The 18,860-nt window shown below is 70.8% G+C and carries 16 protein-coding genes; 12 read left to right on the top strand and 4 right to left on the bottom strand.

Annotated features, from left to right (window positions below; all coding sequences use genetic code 11):
• Positions 1-5 precede the first annotated feature (5 nt).
• The 6 genes from Q9R13_RS12415 (at position 6) to Q9R13_RS12390 (ending at position 8,076) form a co-directional block, all read left to right on the top strand.
• The gene (locus tag Q9R13_RS12415; protein ID WP_310961493.1) at positions 6-1,643 is read left to right on the top strand and encodes an ABC transporter permease; all 1,638 of its coding nucleotides are present in this window, start codon (positions 6-8) and stop codon (positions 1,641-1,643) included.
• A gap of 2 nt (positions 1,644-1,645) precedes the next feature.
• Positions 1,646-2,671 (top strand): ABC transporter ATP-binding protein, encoded by a 1,026-nt coding sequence (locus Q9R13_RS12410; RefSeq protein WP_310961492.1) that lies wholly within the window; start codon positions 1,646-1,648, stop codon positions 2,669-2,671.
• A complete protein-coding gene (locus Q9R13_RS12405) occupies positions 2,668-3,711 on the top strand; it encodes a phosphatase PAP2 family protein (RefSeq protein ID WP_310961491.1) in 1,044 nt (347 codons plus the stop codon). Before Q9R13_RS12410 ends, Q9R13_RS12405 begins: the two co-directional genes overlap by 4 nt.
• A 292-nt stretch (positions 3,712-4,003) precedes the next feature.
• On the top strand, positions 4,004-5,308 hold the full coding sequence (locus tag Q9R13_RS12400; protein ID WP_310961490.1) for a C40 family peptidase: 1,305 nt from the start codon (positions 4,004-4,006) through the stop codon (positions 5,306-5,308).
• Positions 5,309-5,350: 42 nt separating this feature from the next.
• Positions 5,351-7,342, top strand: a complete 1,992-nt coding sequence (locus Q9R13_RS12395) for an acyl-CoA dehydrogenase family protein (RefSeq protein ID WP_310961489.1) — start codon at positions 5,351-5,353, stop codon at positions 7,340-7,342.
• Positions 7,342-8,076 carry a class I SAM-dependent methyltransferase gene (locus tag Q9R13_RS12390; protein ID WP_310961488.1) on the top strand — a complete coding sequence of 245 codons (735 nt, stop codon included), beginning with the start codon at positions 7,342-7,344 and terminating at the stop codon, positions 8,074-8,076. The genes Q9R13_RS12395 and Q9R13_RS12390 overlap by 1 nt, the downstream gene beginning before the upstream one ends.
• Positions 8,077-8,199: 123 nt before the next feature.
• Here Q9R13_RS12390 and Q9R13_RS12385 read toward each other — a convergent pair whose 3' ends face one another.
• Entirely contained in the window at positions 8,200-8,724 is a 525-nt protein-coding gene (locus Q9R13_RS12385) for an inorganic diphosphatase (protein WP_458295148.1), read from the bottom strand.
• Between the two features lie 92 nt (positions 8,725-8,816).
• On the opposite strand from Q9R13_RS12385, the gene dacB reads away from it, so the two are divergent.
• Genes dacB through tilS form a run of 3 tightly spaced genes read left to right on the top strand, consistent with a single transcriptional unit; the run spans position 8,817 to position 12,389 of the window.
• Positions 8,817-10,289: a D-alanyl-D-alanine carboxypeptidase/D-alanyl-D-alanine endopeptidase gene (dacB, locus tag Q9R13_RS12380; RefSeq protein WP_310961486.1), complete on the top strand. Its 1,473-nt coding sequence runs from the start codon at positions 8,817-8,819 to the stop codon at positions 10,287-10,289.
• A 10-nt stretch (positions 10,290-10,299) separates the two neighbouring features.
• On the top strand, positions 10,300-11,403 hold the full coding sequence (locus Q9R13_RS12375) for a zinc-dependent metalloprotease (RefSeq protein WP_310961485.1): 1,104 nt from the start codon (positions 10,300-10,302) through the stop codon (positions 11,401-11,403).
• A gap of 2 nt (positions 11,404-11,405) precedes the next feature.
• A complete protein-coding gene (gene tilS, locus Q9R13_RS12370; RefSeq protein WP_310961484.1) occupies positions 11,406-12,389 on the top strand; it encodes a tRNA lysidine(34) synthetase TilS in 984 nt (327 codons plus the stop codon).
• Positions 12,390-12,499: 110 nt separating this feature from the next.
• Here tilS and Q9R13_RS12365 read toward each other — a convergent pair whose 3' ends face one another.
• Entirely contained in the window at positions 12,500-13,537 is a 1,038-nt protein-coding gene (locus Q9R13_RS12365; protein WP_310961483.1) for an LLM class flavin-dependent oxidoreductase, read from the bottom strand.
• A gap of 54 nt (positions 13,538-13,591) precedes the next feature.
• On the opposite strand from Q9R13_RS12365, the gene hpt reads away from it, so the two are divergent.
• Complete coding sequence (gene hpt / locus Q9R13_RS12360; RefSeq protein ID WP_310961482.1) at positions 13,592-14,143, top strand: hypoxanthine phosphoribosyltransferase; 552 nt, start codon at positions 13,592-13,594, stop codon at positions 14,141-14,143.
• A gap of 91 nt (positions 14,144-14,234) precedes the next feature.
• Here the strand turns inward: hpt and Q9R13_RS12355 are convergent, their stop codons facing one another.
• Complete coding sequence (locus Q9R13_RS12355; protein ID WP_310961481.1) at positions 14,235-14,954, bottom strand: class F sortase; 720 nt, start codon at positions 14,952-14,954, stop codon at positions 14,235-14,237.
• 29 nt (positions 14,955-14,983) lie between these two features.
• Positions 14,984-15,736 carry a hypothetical protein gene (locus Q9R13_RS12350; RefSeq protein ID WP_310961480.1) on the bottom strand — a complete coding sequence of 251 codons (753 nt, stop codon included), beginning with the start codon at positions 15,734-15,736 and terminating at the stop codon, positions 14,984-14,986.
• 280 nt (positions 15,737-16,016) lie between these two features.
• Between Q9R13_RS12350 and Q9R13_RS12345 the strand changes: the two genes are divergently transcribed.
• On the top strand, positions 16,017-16,643 hold the full coding sequence (locus Q9R13_RS12345; RefSeq protein WP_310961479.1) for a hypothetical protein: 627 nt from the start codon (positions 16,017-16,019) through the stop codon (positions 16,641-16,643).
• Between the two features lie 176 nt (positions 16,644-16,819).
• Positions 16,820-18,856, top strand: coding sequence for an ATP-dependent zinc metalloprotease FtsH (gene ftsH / locus Q9R13_RS12340; RefSeq protein WP_310965082.1), 2,037 nt, complete (start codon positions 16,820-16,822; stop codon positions 18,854-18,856).
• The last annotated feature ends 4 nt before the right edge of the window (positions 18,857-18,860 follow it).

Below are 18,860 nucleotides of genomic sequence, written 5' to 3'. Positions count from 1 at the left end.
CGCACGTGATCAGCGTGCTGCGGACACGGTGGCCGCTGCTGCTCGCGGCAGGGGTCCCGCTCGCGGCACTGCTGGTCTTCTTCGCCCTGCCCGTGGGTGGAATGGTGCAGCGCGGGTTCTGGCCCGACGGCCGCTTCGACCCGGCGGGCGTTGCCGACGTGCTCGGCCGCGCCCGGACCCTGCGGGTGCTGTGGTTCACGATCTGGTCGGCAGGGATCGCCACCGCGGTCGCCGTCCTGCTCGGGCTGCCGACCGCGTTCTGCCTGCACCGGCTCCGGTTCACCGGGCAGGGGCTGGTCCGGGCGCTGGTGATGGTGCCGTTCGTGCTGCCGACCGTGGTGGTGGGCGTCGCGTTCACGCAGGTGTTCGGCATCGGTGGACCACTGGCCGGCCTGCACCTGGACGGCTCCGCGGCCGCGATCGTGGCGGCCATGGTGTTCTTCAACGTGAGCGTGGTGGTGCGCACCGTGGGCTCCTTCTGGCAGGCGATCGACCCGCGTCGCGAGCAGGCCGCCGCCGCCCTGGGCGCTTCGCCCCGGCAGGTGTTCCTCACCGTCACGGTGCCGTCCCTGCTTCCGGCGGTGGTCGCCGCGGCCAGCGTGGTGTTCCTCTTCTGCGCCACGGCGTTCGGGGTCGTGCTGACCATGGGAGGGCTGCGCTACTCCAACGTCGAGACCGAGATCTACCTGCTTACCACCCAGGAGCTCGACCTGCCGTCCGCCGCCGCGCTGTCCCTGCTCCAGCTCGTCCTGATCGTGGTGCTCCTCGGGATCGTCGGCCGGGCACGTCGTACGCCGGTGGAGCGCAGCTCCAGCCCGGCCCGTCGTCCCGGCGCGCGTGACTGGCCGGTGCTGATCACGGCAGCCGCAGTCGTCGGCTTCCTGCTGCTGCCGATCGTGACCCTGGTCGAGGCCTCGCTGCGGGTCGGCGGCCAGTGGTCGCTGGGCAACTACCGTGCGCTCGGCAGCACCGGCAGCCACCACGCGCTGCTGGTGCCCGCCGTGCAGGCGCTGGGCACCTCCCTGGGGATCGCGGTGGAGGCATGCGCGCTCGCCCTCGTGCTCGGCCTGCTCGTCTCGTACGTCGTCTCGCGGCGGCCGGCCGGCCGGGTGGGCCGACGGCTGGTGGCGGCCTTCGACGGAGCCTTCATGCTGCCTCTGGGCGTCTCCGCGGTGACCGTGGGCTTCGGCTTCCTGATCACCCTGGACCGGCCGCCCCTGGACCTGCGCACATCGACCGTGCTGATCCCGATCGCGCAGGCGATGGTGGCGCTGCCCCTGGTGGTCCGCACCGTCGCCCCGGTGCTGTCCTCGATCGACGACCGGCAGCGCCAGGCCGCCGCGTCGCTCGGCGCCGGCCCGCTGCGCGTGTTCGGCACCGTCGACCTCCCCACGGCGTGGCGGTCGGTGCTGGCCGCGGCCGGGTTCGCCTTCGCGGTCTCGCTGGGGGAGTTCGGCGCGACGAGCTTCCTGGCCCGCAGCGACGACCCGACCCTGCCGGTGGTGATCTACGAGCTGCTCAGTCGCCCCGGCGTGATGAACTTCGGCATGGCCATGGCAGCTTCCGTCGTCCTCGCCGCGGCGACCGCGGGCGTGATGCTGTTGGTCGAGCGGCTGCGGGTCTCCTCGCTCGGGGCCTTCTGACCATGCTGCGGATCAATGGCCTGAGCGTGCGGTACGACGACACGGTGGCGGTCGACGACCTGGACCTGACTGTGCCGGACGGGTCAGTCCTCGCCGTCCTCGGTCCATCGGGGTGCGGAAAGTCCACCCTGCTTCGCGCGATCGCGGGCCTGGAGGACCCCTCCTCCGGATCGATCGCGTACGACGGCCACGACCTCGCCGGAGTGCCGACGTACCAGCGCGGGTTCGCGCTGATGTTCCAGGACGGCCAGCTCTTCGCGCACCAGAGCGTGGGGCGCAACGTCGGCTACCCGATGCGACTGCGGCACCGGGACCGCGCGGCGACGCGGGCCCGGGTGGCCGAGCTGCTCGAGCTGGTGGGCCTGACCGGGATGGCCGACCGGATGCCGGCCACCCTGTCCGGTGGCGAGCGGCAGCGGGTCGCCCTGGCGCGAGCGCTCGCGGTGGACCCACGGCTGCTGCTCCTGGACGAACCGCTGAGCGCACTGGACCGCGGGCTGCGTGACGAGCTGGCCAACCAGCTCCGGGAGATCCTGCACGCGGCGGGCACCACGGCGCTGATGGTCACCCACGACCAGGAGGAGGCGTTCGCCGTCGCGGACCGGATGGCGGTGATGCGCTCGGGACGGCTGGTGCAGGACGGCACCGTGGCCGAGGTCTGGGGTGGTCCGGCGGACGCCTGGACCGCCCAGTTCCTGGGCTACGCCACCGTGCTGACCGGCCCGGCCGCCCTCGCCGTACGCCGGGAGGTCGAGCCCGCCGGCGACTGGACCTCGGTGGCGTTGCGGCGCTCGGCGCTCCGGGTCAGCGGGTCCGGACCGTTCGCGGGCACGGTCCGGTCGGTGCGGGCCACCCCTGAGCTGACCCGCCTGGGCCTGGACGTCGACGGCATCGGCTCCCTGCAGGGCGTCGCCGATCCGGACACCGCCGTACGCCCCGGTGACCGGGTGCGACTGGCCGTCGATCGATCCCGGTTGGCGACCCTCCCGGAGCGCTCGGGAGCCGATCTCTACACTGACTCATCGTGAAGCGGCGCGCCTACGGACTCCTGGTGGCGAACGCGATCGTGATGGCGGTGCTCGCGTTCGTGCTCAGCCGGGCGACCGGTTATCCGCTCCGCGATCCGGACGGCTTCTTGGGCCCTGCCTGGATCCGCTTGCCGATGCTCTGCCTGATCGGGTTCGGGGTCGACATCATCCCGCGCACGCTGCTCCGCTCGAGACTGAACCCGCTGCACTTCCGCAAGGAGGCGCTGGGCCTGATCCGCGAGCATTGGACCCGCGACCGGGTCGGGCTCGTGGTGATCAGCGTGGTGTCCTTCTACGCGGTCTACGTCAGCTACCGCAACCTCAAGAACGTGCTGCCGTTCGTGCGGCCGTTCAAGTACGACTACGCCCTGCACCGGCTGGACCATTGGCTGCTGTTCGGCCACGACCCGACCCTGCTGCTCCAGCACGTCCTCGGCACCGGGATCAGCGCGCACTTCCTGTCCTGGATCTACCTGCTGTTCCTGCCGCTGGTGCCGATCTCGGTGTGTGCTTGGGCGGTCTGGTCGCCGAACGTCAACTTCGGGTACTGGTACGTCACCGCGGACTGCCTGGCCTGGAGCCTGGGCACGGCCAGCTACTACATGATCCCGACCCTGGGCCCGAACTTCGCATTCCCCTGGCTCTACGGCGCCCTCGACAAGACGGGGGTCAGCGCGCTGCAGGATGCGTTGTTCTACGGCCGTGAGAACCACATCCACGTCAATCCGTTCGCCGACGGAGTGCAGTCGGTTGCCGGCTTCGCATCCCTCCACGTCGCGATCACCCTGATGATGTGCCTGGTCGCGCACTACACGGTGCGCAGCCGGGTGATCCGGTGGGCACTGTGGACGTTCCTGGCCCTGGTGGTCGTCTCGACGACGTACTTCGGCTGGCACTACCTGGCCGATGACGTCGCCGGTGCCCTGATCGCGATCGTCTCGGTGTACGTCGCCGGCTTGGCGACGGGACAGAAGTTCGTGAGGCACGGTCGCGCCTCGGTGTCCACGACGACCACGCGCGAGGTGCCGGTCGAGCCCTGAGCCCGGGCTCTCTCGATCTACCCGTTCCGGCTCGTTCCACCCGAGCCGGCTCTCGTTCCGGCTCGCTCCGGGGTGCCGATGGCATCCGCTGTACGCCCCGGTGAGGCCTGCGTACCGGAATGACACTGCTGTCGTTCCAAAATTACAACCTTGTAGTTTGTCAAGCCGACACGCCGCAACTTCTGAGAAAATTCGATAGAACTGTTCCCTTTGTGACAGATGAGCTCTAACGTGGCGACGGTTCCCAGCCATGGGGAAGTGGCTGGGCCTCCCCAACGAAAGGGTTGTCGTCGTGCGAAAGAACGCGCGGACAGGTCTCGCGGCCGCCGTCACGCTCGCCTCCGTCCTCGGGCTCGGAGGGGTGGCCGTCGCCGACGGGAACGGTGGCTACCCGACGCAGCAGCAGGTCGACAACGCCCGCCGCGACGTGGCGGCCAAGAAGGGCGACGTCGCCTCGATCCGCAGCGAGCTGACTCGAGCCCAGGCTCGTGCCCAGGCGGCCGACCAGCGCGCCGAGATCGCCTCGGAGGCCTACAACGGCGCGATGTGGCGGCTTTCGGTCGCACGCAAGGAGGCCAAGGCTGCTCACGCAGCGGCACTGAAGGCGCGCCAGCGGGTGAACGCGCAGCGTGACGAGATCGCCCAGCTGGTGGTGCAGAGCTACCAGGACGGGACCTCGCTGAACAGCGTCACCGCGATGCTCGGCGCCGGCGGGCCGGAGGAGATCATGAGCCGCACCGGCGTCGTCGGGATGGCCGGCGACTCGATGCAGGCCGACTACGACCGGTTCACCAGGCTCAGCGCCGAGGCGAAGAAGGCTCAGCAGCACGCGGACGCCACGGCCCGCAACCAGGCGGAGATCGCCGCGAAGGCACGTGCGGCGCGCGCCGCCGCCGGCGCCTCCGCCCAGCAGGCAGAGGCGGTGGCGCACCAGGTTGCCGCCCGTCGCGCCACGCTCATCGAGGCCCTGGCGAAGGCCGAGCACACCTCGGTCGCGCTGGCCAACCAGCGTCAGCAGGCGTTGGAGGAGATCGCACGCAGGAAGGCCGAGGCCAAGGCGCGCCGGGAGGCCGCTGCGGCTGCCGCGAAGGCGCGCGCCGAGGCCGAGGCGCGGCAGCGGGCCCAGGAGAAGGCCGACCGGGAGAAGGCTGCTCAGGACGGCCAGTCCGCGAGCTCGGGCTCTGGTCCGTCGTCGAGCCCCGACCCGTCCCCGAGCAGCCCGCCGGCGGTGTCCTCCAGCGGCGCCGCGGCGGCGATCAGGTTCGCCGAGGCACAGCTCGGTGAGCCCTACCAGTGGGCGGCAGCCGGTCCGAACAGCTGGGACTGCTCCGGGCTGACCATGATGGCCTGGCGGGCCGGCGGGATCTACCTGCCGCACTTCTCCGGCGCGCAGTACGACGCTGGCACGCCCATCTCGGTCAGCGACGCACGACCCGGCGACCTGCTCTTCTGGAGCTACAACGGCATGCCCAGCGGCATCCACCACGTCGCGCTCTACCTGGGCGGCGGACGCTTCATCGAGGCGCCCCACACCGGCGCCTACGTCCGCTACAACTCGATCTACGACTGGTACCCGAACTTCGCGGTCCGGCTCTGACGGGTCCTGCCCCCGCGCCCTCGGCGGTGGCAGAGTGACGCCATGGCCGATTATGCCCAACCCGTTGTCGACGTACCCGCGCTGACCGCCTTCCTCGACGGCCGCTACGTCGAGGTCCGCAACCTGGTCCGCAAGAACCTCGCCGAGTACGCCGGCGTGCTCGACGATGCCGTCGAGCTCAGCCGTGACGACTTCCGTGACCGGGTGGCCGAGATCGTGCTGGACATGGCCCGGACGGGCTCGGCGGGGATGGGCTTCCCTCCGGCGTACGGCGGCGGCGGCGACATCGGCGCCTCGGTCGCGGCCTTCGAGACCCTGGCGTTCGGTGACCTGTCCGTGCTGGTCAAGACGGGCGTTCAGTTCGGTCTGTTCGGCGGGGCGATCCTGCAGCTGGGGACCGCCGGCCACCACACGACGTACCTGGGTGCCGTGATCTCCGGGGACCTGCTGGGCTGCTTCGCGATGACCGAGTCCGGGCACGGGTCCAACGTGCAGGCGCTCGGCACCAGGGCGCGCTACGACCTGGAGACCCGCGAGTTCGTGATCACCACTCCCGACGACATCTCCCGCAAGGACTACATCGGCAATGCCGCCCGTCACGGACGGATGGCCGTCGTCTTCGCCCAGCTCGAGGTCGGCGGCAAGTCGGAGGGGGTGCACGCGTTCCTGGTCCCGATCCGGGACGGCAAGGGCCGGACGCTGCCCGGCGTACGCATCGAGGACGACGGACCCAAGATCGGTCTCAACGGCGTCGACAACGGACGGCTCTGGTTCGACGACGTGCGGGTGCCGCGGGAGAACCTGCTCGACCGCTACGCGAGCGTGAGTGAGAGCGGTGTCTACTCGTCCCCGATCGAGAACCCCGACCGGCGCTTCTTCACGATGCTCGGCACCCTGGTCCAGGGCCGGGTGTGCGTCGGCGGCGCCGGCATCAACGCCAGCAAGGTGGCGCTCGCGGTCGCCATCGCATACGCGAACCGTCGGCGGCAGTTCGGCGCGCCCGGCAGTGACCGTGAGGAGCTGCTCCTCGACTACGGGATGCACCAGCGTCGGCTGTTCCCGCTGCTCGCCCGCACCTACGCGCTGCACTTCGCCCAGGAGGTGTTGGCCGGCGAGCTCCATGAGGTGTTCTCCGCGGCATCGGCCACCGGCGACCTCGGCGACGACCGGGACCAGGAGGACGAGGCGCTGGAGATGCGACGCCGCTCCCTGGAGTCCCGGGCCGCCGCCACCAAGGCGCTGGGCACCTGGCACGCGACCCGCGTCATCCAGGAGTGCCGGGAGGCCTGTGGCGGCGCCGGCTACCTCACCGAGAACCGCTTCGACGCGCTGCGCTCGGACACCGACGTGTTCACCACCTTCGAAGGTGACAACCACATCCTGCTGCAGCTGGTCGCCAAGGGGCTGCTCACCGACTACGCCTCCGGCTTCAACGACCTCGACCAGCTCGGGATGGTGAGGTTCGTCGCGGGGGTCGCCGTCGAGACGGTCGTCGAGCGCACCGCCGTACACAAGCTGCTCGAACGGATCAAGGACGTGCTTCCCGGAGGCGACGACGGCTGGGACCAGGAGGCGGGCCTGCTCGACTCTGAGTACCACCTGGCGATGTTCCGCTGGCGCGAGGAGCACCAGCTCTCCGGCGTCGCCCGGAGGCTCAAGCGAGGCATGGACGAGGGGATGGACCCGACCGAGGTGTTCAGCCGGGCGCAGGACCACGTGATCGCGGCCGCCTGGGCGCACGCCGAGCGGATGGTCCTCGAGGCATTCGTCGACAAGGTGCGGTCGATGCCGGAGGGCGACAACCGGGTGGCGGTGCAGCTGCTGTGCGACCTCTTCGCGTTGTCCACGATCGAGGCGGACCGGGGCTGGTGGATGGAGCACGGCCGGCTGTCGTCGCAGCGGGCCAAGGCGATCACCCGCGAGGTCGGCGATCTGTTGCGCAAGCTGCGGCCGATCGCGGAGGATCTCGTCGATGCGTTCGGGGTGCCGCCGGAGATGCTGCACGCGGCGATCCTCGAGCGGGACGGCTACTGATGCGCGAGCGACTGGGCCTGTCCCGGCTGGGACCCCCGAGGCTCGACCTGCCTCGGGTGGATCTGCCTCGGTTGGGCCTGCCTGGGTTGGGCGGATGGCACCAGGACCCGCTGTGGGGACACTTCTACGACTGGTCGGTCGAGCATCCTGGAGCCGGTGGCCTGCTGTGGCGGCTCGGGATCGGTTCGGACCTGCGTCGGCTCTACGCCGCGGCAGCGGAGATCGGCCGACAGCCGGCGGGCTCCGCCGTACTCGATGTGCCGTGCGGCGGTGGCGTCGCGCTGCGCGGCCTACGGCCCGGCCAGGGGCTGCGCTACGTGGCCGCAGACATCTCCGCGCTGATGCTCGACCGCACCATGGCGGCGGCGACCGAGCGTGGTGTGGCGGCCCAGGTCGAGCCGGTGGTCGCCGACGTGCAGCACCTGCAGTTCGGTGACGGCGAGTTCGACCTGGTGGTGAGCTTCACCGGGCTGCACTGCTTCCTGGACCCGCGCCGGGCCGTGCTGGAGCTGGGCCGGGTCACCGCCCCCGGCGGCGTGATCACCGGCAGTGCGCTGCTCCACGGCGCCGATCCGCGCTCGCTGCCGGTGATGGCCGTCGGTCAACTGGCCGGCCTGCTCGGCCCCAGCGGCACCCCCGCCGACGTACTCTCCTGGCTCGCCGAGGCCGGCTTCACCGAGACCACCATGGAGCTGTCCGGTGCGATCGGCTACTTCCGGGGCGTGCGGGGCTGACTTTCCCAGGTTCAGAACCCAAGGGTCATGTTCACACAGGAGAGTCGGTGTGTGAACGTGTCTCTTCCTGGGTGAGGTACGGCGGATGGATCAGTACGGCGGATGGATCGGCACGCGGATGGGTCAGTGCTCGCCCTGGTCCTTGAGCCGCTTGAACGACGCCACCACCTCGGCCTCGGCCTCGGTGCGGCCGACCCACTCGGCACCCTCGACCGACTTGCCGGGCTCGAGGTCCTTGTAGACCTCGAAGAAGTGCTGGATCTCCAGCCGGTCGAACTTCGGCAGGTGGTTGATGTCGCGCAGATGCTCCAGGCGCGGGTCCGTCGAGGGCACGCAGAGCACCTTGTCATCGCCGCCCGCCTCGTCGGTCATCCGGAACATGCCGATCGCGCGGCACTTGATCAGGCAGCCGGGGAAGGTGGGCTCCTGCAACAGCACGAGTGCGTCCAGCGGGTCGCCGTCCTGGCCGAGGGTGTCCTCGATGTAGCCGTAGTCGGCGGGATACATCGTGGAGGTGAACAGGTGGCGATCGAGGCGGATCCGGTTCGACTCGTGGTCGACCTCGTACTTGTTGCGGCTCCCCTTCGGGATCTCCACCAGGACGTCGAACTCCACTGCCGTGGCCCCTCTCTGCGGCGCATCCGCCATGCTTTGCCAAGATCATCGCTGGGCGCCTCGCCCAGTCCGCCGCCCAGTCTCGCGCACATCGGCCCCGATCGGGGCATCGAAAGGGGGAGTTCTTGCCGCAGCGTGAGCAAGACCACCCCACCGTGACCCCAGCACGGCGTCGCGGCCGTCGCTGGCTGCGCCGACTGGTCGTGGTGCTCGTGGTCGCGGTGGCCCTGCTGGCGGTCGGCCAGTGGCGGTTGGACCTGAGCGACCGACTCGGCCTCGAGCCGAACCCCCGGACCGACCCCGGCGCGGTCAGCCCGCCTGCCGGGTTGCAGCTCGCGGAGCAGCCGGCCGCCCGCCGGGTCGCGCCGGTGGCATCGGCTGGTCGGCTCAACCCCGCGGCGGTACGTCGCGCGCTGGCGCCGTACGTCGCCGACCACGCACTCGGCAAGAGGGTCGACGTGCTGGTCGCCGATCTCGACGGCACGATCGTCTACCGGCGTGGGGACTCCGCAGTGCGCCCGGCATCGACGATGAAGCTGCTCACCTCCACTGCGGCGCTCCAGGTGCTCGGACCGATGAGGCGGTTCAGCACCACCGTGGACCAGGTGCCCGGCAGTCGCCGGATCGTGCTGGTCGGTGGGGGCGACCCGTTCCTGGCCAGCACGGCGAAGCGGGCCAAGGGTCTCTACCCGCAGCGGGCCACCACGGCCGAGCTGGCCGCCCGCACCGCCGCGGCGCTCAGACGGGAGGGCGTCGGCAAGGTGCGGCTGGGCTACGACGCGTCGCTGTTCACCGGGCCGGCGGTCAACCCGGCCTGGCCCTCGACGTACCTGCCCGAGGACGTGGTGCCGCCGATCTCAGCGCTGTGGGTCGATGAGGCCGAGGACGGCGCCGGCCATTACGTGAGCGACCCCGCCGCTGCGGCGGCCGCGGTGTTCGCCGGTCAGCTCCGTGCGGCCGGGGTGAAGGTCCTCGGATCCCCGACCCCTCGAACGGCCCGGCCAGCCGGCCGCCGGATCGCCGCGGTGCGGAGTGCGCCGCTGGGCGAGATCGTGCAGCGCCTGCTCACCGTCAGCGATAACAACGCCGCCGAGGTAGTGCTGCGCCACGTCGGGATCGCCATCCGAAACGACGGGTCTTTCGCCGGAGGGACCACGGCCGTCCGCACGGTGCTCGGCCGGCTCGGCATCCCCACCCGCGGACTCCGGATGCACGACGGCAGCGGGCTGTCTCGCGAGGACCGGCTCCGTCCGCAGACCCTCGTCGCCCTGTTCCGTACGGCGGCCAGCCCGGCCCACCCGCGACTGCGCGACGTGGTCACCGGACTCCCCGTCGCCGGGTTCTCGGGTTCGCTGGCCGGGCGCTACCGCACCGCCCCGCACGCCGGGCTCGGCCGCGTCCGTGCCAAGACCGGCACCTTGACCGGAGTGAGCGGTCTGGCCGGGGTGGCGGTGGACCTCGACGGGACTCCGCTGATCTTCGCCGCGCTGACCGACCGGGTGCCGGTGGCGGACACGCTCGGTGCCCGCCAAGCGCTGGACCGGATCACGGCCGCGCTCGGTGCTTGCCACTGTGGCGCGTCGAGGCCCACCCCGTAGGGTCACGAACATGGACAACGACACCCCGCCGCGGATGATCGACTGGGACCTCGCGGTGCGGATCGGCTCTCGGCTGGCGGGTGACGGTCCCGAGGTGGACGCCCAGGAGGCGGCCGACTGCGTGGCCGAGCTGCGTGCCGGCGCCGTCCAGTCCACCCCCTTGGTGCGCGAGTTCACCGGCCTGGTCGCCGAGGAGGTGACCGCGCCGGTCCTGGTGGTGGACCGGCCTGGCTGGATCCAGGCCAACGCCGACGCCTTCGAAACCGTGATCGGGCCGCTGCTCGGCAAGCTGACCGAGCGCAAGGGCGCACCGTCGGCGCTGGCCACGGCCATCGGCTCACGGGTCACCGGGGTCGAGCTCGGGGCGATGTTCGGCTTTCTGGCCGGCAAGGTCCTCGGCCAGTTCGATCCGTTCTACTCTGCCGGCGGTGCCGGTGGTCGGCTGCTGCTGGTGGCTCCGAACGTCGTCCACGTCGAGCGCGAGCTGCGCGTCGACCCGCACGACTTCAGGCTGTGGGTCTGCTTGCACGAGGAGACCCACCGCGTGCAGTTCACCGCCGTACCGTGGATGCGCGACCACCTGCAGGCCGAGATGGGCAACATCGTCGGCAGCATCAGGACCGACCCCACCGAGTTCCTGGGCGAGCTCGTCAAGCGGGTCGGCGACCTGGTCTCAGGACAGCGCCCTTCGACAGGCTCAGGACAAGCCCCTTCGACAGGCTCAGGACAGGGAGGCAGCCTCATCGACCTCTTCGCCTCCCCGGAGCAGAAGCAGGTGATCGAGCGGGTGACCGGAGTGATGAGCCTGCTCGAGGGGCACGCCGACGTCGTGATGGACGGCGTCGGCCCCGAGGTGATCCCCAGCGTGGCCGACATCCGGCGCAAGTTCACCCAGCGGCGCAAGGGCGTGGGCGTCCTCGACCGGCTGCTGCGCCGGCTGCTCGGCCTTGACCAGAAGATGGCGCAGTACCGCGACGGCGCGGTCTTCGTCCGCGCAGCGATCGACAAGGTCGGCATGGACGGCTTCAACGCGGTGTGGGCCGGGCCCGAGAACCTCCCCTCGAAGGCGGAGATCCTCGACCCGGACAGCTGGCTGCGCCGCGTCCACGGATAGCGATGACCGGCCCCCAGGCGGCCGTGGCGGCCGTGCGGCTCGCCATACGCCCCTACCTGAAGGTCGAGCCGGGCGAGGCCGTCCTCGTCGCCTGCTCCGGCGGCGCGGACTCGCTCGCCCTGTTGGCCGGCTGCGTCTTCGAGGCGCGCAAGGCTGCCCTGCGGGTCGTCGGCGTCACCGTCGACCACGGTCTGCAGGACGGGTCAGCGGGGCACACCGAGCAGGTCGTCAGCCAGATGGCCCTGCTCGGCGCCGACGAGACCGCGTCGATCAGGGTCACCGTCGACGCCCGGACGGGCGGCGTCGAGGCCGGGGCGCGGGAGGCGAGGTACGCCGCGCTCGGACAGCTCGCCGAGCACTTCGAGGCCCGGCTGGTCCTGCTCGGGCACACCCTCGACGACCAGGCCGAGACCGTCCTGCTCGGGCTCACCCGCGGGTCGGGCGCCCGCTCCCTACAAGGGATGCGGCGTCAGTACGTCGAGCAGGGCAGCCGGGTCGGGTTCGCGCGGCCGCTTCTCGACCTCACCCGCGCCGAGACCGAGGCGGCGTGCCGCGCGCAGGGCATCGAGTGGTGGACCGACCCGCACAACGCGGACCCGCGGTTCGTCCGGTCCAGGATCCGGCACACGGTGATGCCGACGCTCGAGCGCGAGCTTGGTCCGGGGATCGCCGCGGCGCTGGCCCGCACGGCGGAGCAGCTGCGGGAGGACCTCGAGCTCATCGACCCGCTCGTCGACGACGCCTACCAGCGGGCCCGACTCGACGACGGAATTGACCTGGACGCCGTCGACGGCGCCGGTGAGGCGATCCGCTCCCGGCTGGTCCGACGCGCGGCGGTCGAGGCGGGCGCGACCCCGTCCGACCTCACCCGCTCCCACGTGCTCGCGATGCTCCGGCTCGTCGGCACCAGCGGCAAGGAGGTCCAGCTGCCCGGGTTCGTCACGGCGTACGCCGAGGGCGAGACGCTCCGCTTCCGTCGAACGTGACTTTTCCCAGGTTAAGAGGTCAAGGTCGCTCATCACCCAGGAGAGCTCGTGTGGGAAGACGACTCTTGGGTTCCTAACATGGGAAAGTCGTCGGAGCAGCGGGCGAGCTGTCAGAGGGCAGCGGTCAGCAGCCGAAGGGTCTCCTCGCGGGCAGGTGAGGCATCGGCGGCGGTGCCGGTATGGGCGCCGGCGACCGGATGCACCATCACCTCGTCCACGTCGTACGTCGAGGCGAGCTCCCGCACCGCCTTGGCTGCCTCGTCAGGAGACCCGATCACCCACCGTCGCGCCATCGCGTCGAGCAGGCCTTGATGGGTGGCCGGCACCGGGTCGGCCTCCGCATCCTCGACGAGGCGCTGCGGGAGCAGCGGACCGCCCGTGCGCAGCGCCACCATGGCCTGCAGCTGCGGCAGTGCGAGCCGCAGCGCCTCCGCGGGCGACTCGGCCACGGAGGCGTTGACGGTCAGGAACGTGCGCGGGGTCGGGTTCTCCTCGGTCGGGCGGTAGCCCTCGCGGTAGAGCGCGAGCGCCTCGGCGGTGCCCTGCCCGGAGAAGTGGTGCGCGAAGACGTAGGGAAGTCCGCGCTCGGCCGCCAGCCGGGCCGAGTAGTCCGAGGATCCCAGCAGCCATACCGGCGGGCGCCCGACCGCATGCGGGGTGGCCCGCAGCGGATGGGTCCGTCCCTGCAACTGCAGGCCGACACCCTCGGGACCCATCATCGCCACGACGTTGTCGACGTACTCCGGGAAGCGCGCGACGGCCTGGTCGTCGACTCCGCCGGCGCCGTGCCGCAGCGCCCACGAGGTGACAGGGTCACTGCCCGGGGCGCGGCCGATGCCGAGGTCGATCCGGCCCGGGAAGGCCGCCTCGAGCAGCGCGAACTGCTCGGCGACCACCAACGGGGCGTGGTTGGGCAGCATCACGCCGCCGGAGCCGACCCGGATCCGCTCGGTGGCCGCCGCGACCATCGAGATGAGCACGGGCGGGTTGGTCGCCGCCACCGCCGGCATGTTGTGGTGCTCGGCGAGCCAGTAGCGGTGGAACCCGAGCTCGTCGGCCGTGCGCGCGAGCCGACGGGTCGCCGTCAGCGCGTCGCCGGTGGACTGGTCGGATCGCACGGGGACGAGGTCGAGGACCGAGAGGCGCATGTGTTGCCCAACGCGGCGACCGGCCCGGATCATCCCTGTGGCAGTCTTGCGGCCATGGATGAAGCCGACGTCGAGGGCGACCTGGTCAACGTCCTCTTCACCGAGAAGCAGATCCACGACAAGCTGGCCGAGCTGGCTGCCGTGATCGAGTCGGACTACGACGGCCGCGACGTGTTGATCGTCGGCATCCTCCGTGGGGCGGTGATGGTGATGGCGGACCTCGCCCGCAGCTTCCATCGGCACGTCGAGATGGACTGGATGGCGATCTCGTCCTACGGCTCGGGCACCAAGTCCTCCGGTGTGGTGCGGATCCTCAAGGACCTCGACACCGACATCACCGGCCGGCACGTGCTGATCGTCGACGAGATCATCGACACCGGCCTGACGCTGTCGTGGCTCACCTCCAACCTGGCCTCGCGGAACCCGGCGTCGGTCGAGATATGCACCCTGCTGCGCAAGCCGGAGGCGCTGCAGATGCCGGTCGAGGTCAGGTACGTCGGCTGGGACATCCCGAACGAGTTCGTCGTCGGCTACGGGCTGGATTACAAGGAGCGCTACCGCAACCTGCGCGACATCGGCACGCTCGCGCCGCACGTCTACTCCTGAGGCCTCGTGCCCCGGTGCCGTGCGCTGATGGGTGAAGCTCAGGCGAGCAGCCCCGCGGCTGCAGCGGGTGTGATCCGAGTGAGCTTCGGCTTCATCGGGACCTCCCGGAGGGTCGGTCCACGTGGGTCAGATGGGAGAAGACCACCTCGTTGCCCACGTGGTGGTGGAGGGACTCGTCGAAGTCGCTGCAGGTGATCAATCGCAGCTGCGGCGTCGACAGGTCGCCTCCGTACACGACCTTGGTGGGGAAGCTGGCCTTCTTGAAGTCGCGGACCGCGTTCACGGTGAAGGTCACCCGGACGCCGTCGGCGCGGCGGACCTGGATCGTGTCGCCAGGCTTGATCGCGCCGAGCCTGAAGAACACCGACACGCCCTGGACGCTGTCGACGTGGCCCTCGATGATCGCGGGTCCGGGCTGTCCGGGCGTCGGGGAGTTCTTGAACCAGGCCGCCTGGTTCAGGTGCGGACCCGGCTGGGGTACGGCGAGGGTGCCGTCGGGCGCCAGCCCGATCGGGTTGACCGGCGTGTTCACGCCGATCGCGGGGATCTGAATGCGCACCGGGCGAGACGGTCCCAACGGGCCGCGTCCGCGGCGCGGCGTGGACGAGCCCGATGACCCGCTGCCGGTGGCCGGATGGCCAGTCGCCGGAGGGTCGGGCTGGATCCGCCCCGCGTCGTGGGGGTGCGGGGCGCGCTGTTGCGCACGCACGCCCACGACGATCAGGATGACCCCGATCACCGCGACCACCGAGGCGAGGAGGAGCACGCCTCGGCGGCCGCGGGTCGCGCCCCCCGGCATCTGGTCCGTCACTGGTTACCTGCCTTCCGGAGGTGGTCGACTCAGGCCTTGACGGCCTGCCGACGACGCACGCCGTACAGGGCGATCCCGGCCCCACCGAGCAACAGCCCGCCCCCGAGGCCGAGGACACCGCCGTCCTCGATCCCGGCCGTCGAACCGGTTCCGGTGGCGACGCCGCCCGAGGGCATGGCGTGGAGCGCACCGCACAGCGCCGGCGACGTGGCGGCCAGGGGCAGACTCGGCACCAGGTTGCTCTTCTCTCCCTGGGCCTTCTTGCTCAGCGTGGACGGGTCCAGCCCGTGCACGACCACGACGGCGGTGTCGTTCTGCAGCGACGACAGCGTCTTGGGATCCAGGCGGATGGTGCGGTGGTAGCTGGTGCTGCTGCCCGCCGGCGCGATCTTGATGTTGGTGCCCGCGGCCGGCGAGGTGTCGCCCTTCTCCGACAGGGTGGTCCCGATCGCGCCGTACGCCGGGGCGCCCTCCTGGGTGTCGACGATGCCGTCACCGTTCTTGTCCGCTGAGGGCGTCGGGCACTGGCCCTGGCCGTCGATGTGGATGTGCTGCACGTGCGGGTAGGGGCTGCCGCCGAACGTGCTGGCCAGCCCGCTCCAGCTCTCGGTCACGGTCGCCGAGCTGCCGTGCAGCGCGATCGTGACCATGCCCGAGCCGCCGGAGCCGTTGAGGGGGTCGAGCGTGGCCTGGTACGTCGAACCGCTGGCCATGGCCGGCGCGGCGAAGGCCAGCGGCGCGGCCGCAGCGAGTGGGATCAGTGCGCGTAGTGCCTTGTGCATGACTACCTCGGATCTCTTGATGTGGCGTGTCCATGCGTCCCGGACGTTTCTGCACCGGGGTGCCGAACTCGGTCATGTGAGGTTCGGCACGGGAACGCGATAGGATTGGTCGATCGGCGCCGTGGCTGCCGACGACGGTTCCAAACCGGTGCGGGCTCGGCTCCGAACACCTCACACGAACGTCGTCGACAATGAGGGGAACGGCCGGATGTGGACAGGTGACCGGAGCAGTGACCGCCCCAGAGCCCGGCTCGGCGGCCTCCACCCGAGCCCGAGGATCATGCTGGGCGCGGCTGCCCTGCTCGCTGTGACGCCACTGGTGGCTGCGTGCGGCGCGAGCGGCCAGGCCGGGACCGTTGCGGCTGACCCCGGGGCGGTGCACACGATGCCCGACGGGACGCTGATGAAGGACTCGACGATGCGCGCGGCGACCGGCGCGCCGACCGCGACGCCGGGCGCCACCGCGGGCGCGTCCTCCGCGGCGAGGATGACCTGCAGCGACGACACCGCCGCTTCCGTGCAACGCACCCTCGCACTCGCCACGCCACCGGCGAGGACGAGCCACTGGACCAGTGATGGTGCCGACGGTACCTATCGCTGCACCTACCGGGTGCCGGGCGGCACCCTGCGGCTGGTCGTGCGCGACCTCGACCGAGCGGTACCGGGCCGGGCCTGGTTCGACCAGTTGCGCGCCCGCCTTCCCGGGACGCGGCCGATCCGCGGACTCCAGAGCTTCGGGTTCCCCGCCTTCGAGACCGGCAGCGGCGACGTCGCCTTCCTCAAGGACCACAAGGCCCTCTGGGTCGACGCCCACGGAGTGCCGCGGGCCGACCTGCCTCCCGGAATCAGCCGTACCGGCGCGGCGTACGGCGTCGCCGCGGCAGTGATCGCCTGCTGGGCGGGGTGAGCCCTGGGCCGCGTCCCGCACGCCGCCGTGGACCGGGTTGGTGTCCGTGCGCCCCACGCGGGACAATGGATCTCGTGGGAACCGTCCAGCGGTCTCTGCGCGTTGTCGGTGACGTGTAGCGTCACTAGTTCAGTCCGAGGCATGGTGGCAGGAGGACGGGGTCGACGCCCCGGCAGATCGACGTGAGACGAATTCTTCGCGGACCCTGGTTGTGGGCGGTCATCGCCCTCATCGGTGTCCTCCTTGCCCTCCAGTACCTCGTGCCCAACGGTGGCTACACCCAGGTCAGCACCGCCACGATGGTCCAGCACATCAACGACGGCTCCATCAAGGAGATCACCTTCGTCGGCGGTGGTGACCAGCAGATGCAGGCCACCCTCGACAACGGCAAGAAGGAGATCGCCACCTGGGTCGACGGCCAGCAGGTCGAGCTGGTCAACAAGGTGCAGAAGGCCGTCGACGCCGGCCAGATCCAGAAGTACAACAGCAAGGTCTCCAAGCCCAGCCTGATCGGCTCGATCCTGGCCACGCTGCTGCCGTTCGTCTTCATCGTGCTGCTGTTCATGTTCTTGATGAACCAGGTCCAGGGCGGCGGGGGCCGGGTCATGCAGTTCGCCAAGTCCAAGGCGAAGCTGATCAGCAAGGACATGCCGAAGACCACCTTCGCCGATGTCGCCGGCTGCGAGGAGGCGATCGAGGAGCTCGGGGAGATCAAGGAGTTCCTCCAGGAGCCCGCCAAGTTCCAGGCGGTCGGCGCGAAGATCCCCAAGGGTGTGCTGCTCTACGGCAACCCCGGCACCGGCAAGACGCTGCTGGCCCGTGCGGTGGCCGGCGAGGCGGGTGTGCCGTTCTACTCGATCTCCGGCTCGGACTTCGTCGAGATGTTCGTCGGTGTTGGCGCCAGCCGGGTCCGCGATCTCTTCGAGCAGGCCAAGGAGAACGCCCCCGCGATCGTCTTCATCGACGAGATCGACGCCGTCGGACGACACCGTGGCGCGGGCATGGGCGGCGGCCACGATGAGCGCGAGCAGACCCTGAACCAGCTGCTCGTCGAGATGGACGGCTTCGATGTCCGCGGCGGGGTCATCCTGATCGCGGCCACCAACCGTCCGGACATCCTCGACCCGGCGCTGCTGCGCCCGGGGCGCTTCGACCGGCAGATCTCGGTGGATCCGCCCGACCTCAACGGTCGTGAGCAGATCCTGAAGGTGCACGCCCGCGGCAAGCCGATGGCCGCCGACGTCGACCTGCTCTCGGTCGCACGCCGTACCCCCGGCTTCACCGGCGCCGACCTGGCCAACGTGCTCAACGAGGCTGCGCTGCTCACCGCCCGCAACAACCAGAAGCTGATCACCAACGAGTCCCTCGACGAGGCCATCGACCGGGTGATCGCCGGCCCGCAGAAGCGCACCCGGCTGATGAGCGAGAAGGAGAAGCTCATCACGGCCTACCACGAGGGCGGCCACGCCCTGGTGGCCGCGGCGCTGCCGGGCACCGACCCGGTGCACAAGATCACCATCCTCCCGCGTGGCCGGGCGCTGGGCTACACGATGGTGCTGCCCGACGAGGACAAGTACTCCCAGACCCGTTCCCAGATGCTCGACCAGCTGGCCTACATGCTCGGTGGCCGGGCTGCCGAGGAGATGGTCTTCCACGACCCGACGACCGGCGCCGGGAACGACATCGAGAAGGCCACCAACCTGGCCCGGGCGATGGTCACGCAGTACGGCATGACCGAGCGTCTCGGCGCCATCCAGCTCGGCGAGAACAACGCCGAGCCGTTCCTGGGCCGTGACTTCGGGCACACCCGGAACTACTCCGAGGAGGTCGCCGCGGTCGTCGACGAGGAGACCAAGCGGTTCCTCGCCAACGCCCACCAGGAGGCCTTCGACATCCTCGAGGAGAACCGCGACGTCCTCGACTCGCTGGTGCTCGCCCTCGTCGACCGGGAGACTCTCGACAAGGCGGAGGTCGCGGAGATCTTCGAGCCGCTGCGGCGTCGCCCCGCGCGTCCGGCGTGGACCGGCTCGCCCACCCGCAACCCTTCGGAGATCCCGCCCGTCGACATCCCCCAGGAGGTCCGCGACCGCGTCCGCGTCAACGGCACCAAGCCGGCGTCCGACAGCGGCGCGATCCTCACCCCGCCCGGAGGCGGCGGTGACGTCCACGGCGACCCCGGCGTCGGGCCGCGGGCAGAGCCCGGCCAGGACTGACGGG

Origin of the sequence: Nocardioides marmorisolisilvae (genome assembly GCF_031656915.1) — a bacterium.
GTDB lineage: Bacteria > Actinomycetota > Actinomycetes > Propionibacteriales > Nocardioidaceae > Marmoricola > Marmoricola terrisoli.
The sequence above is the reverse complement of the archived record's forward strand: the minus strand, read 5'-3'. Positions and strand labels throughout refer to the sequence as shown.

Bases quoted from the DNA above. Each gene is read 5' to 3' on its own strand.
- Q9R13_RS12410 (WP_310961492.1), top strand. From the start codon at position 1,646: ATGCTGCGGATCAATGGCCTGAGCGTGCGGTACGACGACACGGTGGCG.
- Q9R13_RS12395 (WP_310961489.1), top strand. From the start codon at position 5,351: ATGGCCGATTATGCCCAACCCGTTGTCGACGTACCCGCGCTGACCGCC.
- Q9R13_RS12390 (WP_310961488.1), top strand. From the start codon at position 7,342: ATGCGCGAGCGACTGGGCCTGTCCCGGCTGGGACCCCCGAGGCTCGAC.
- Q9R13_RS12385 (WP_458295148.1), bottom strand. From the start codon at position 8,724: ATGGCGGATGCGCCGCAGAGAGGGGCCACGGCAGTGGAGTTCGACGTC.
- Q9R13_RS12375 (WP_310961485.1), top strand. From the start codon at position 10,300: ATGGACAACGACACCCCGCCGCGGATGATCGACTGGGACCTCGCGGTG.
- tilS (WP_310961484.1), top strand. From the start codon at position 11,406: ATGACCGGCCCCCAGGCGGCCGTGGCGGCCGTGCGGCTCGCCATACGC.
- Q9R13_RS12365 (WP_310961483.1), bottom strand. From the start codon at position 13,537: ATGCGCCTCTCGGTCCTCGACCTCGTCCCCGTGCGATCCGACCAGTCC.
- hpt (WP_310961482.1), top strand. From the start codon at position 13,592: ATGGATGAAGCCGACGTCGAGGGCGACCTGGTCAACGTCCTCTTCACC.
- Q9R13_RS12350 (WP_310961480.1), bottom strand. From the start codon at position 15,736: ATGCACAAGGCACTACGCGCACTGATCCCACTCGCTGCGGCCGCGCCG.
- Q9R13_RS12345 (WP_310961479.1), top strand. From the start codon at position 16,017: ATGCTGGGCGCGGCTGCCCTGCTCGCTGTGACGCCACTGGTGGCTGCG.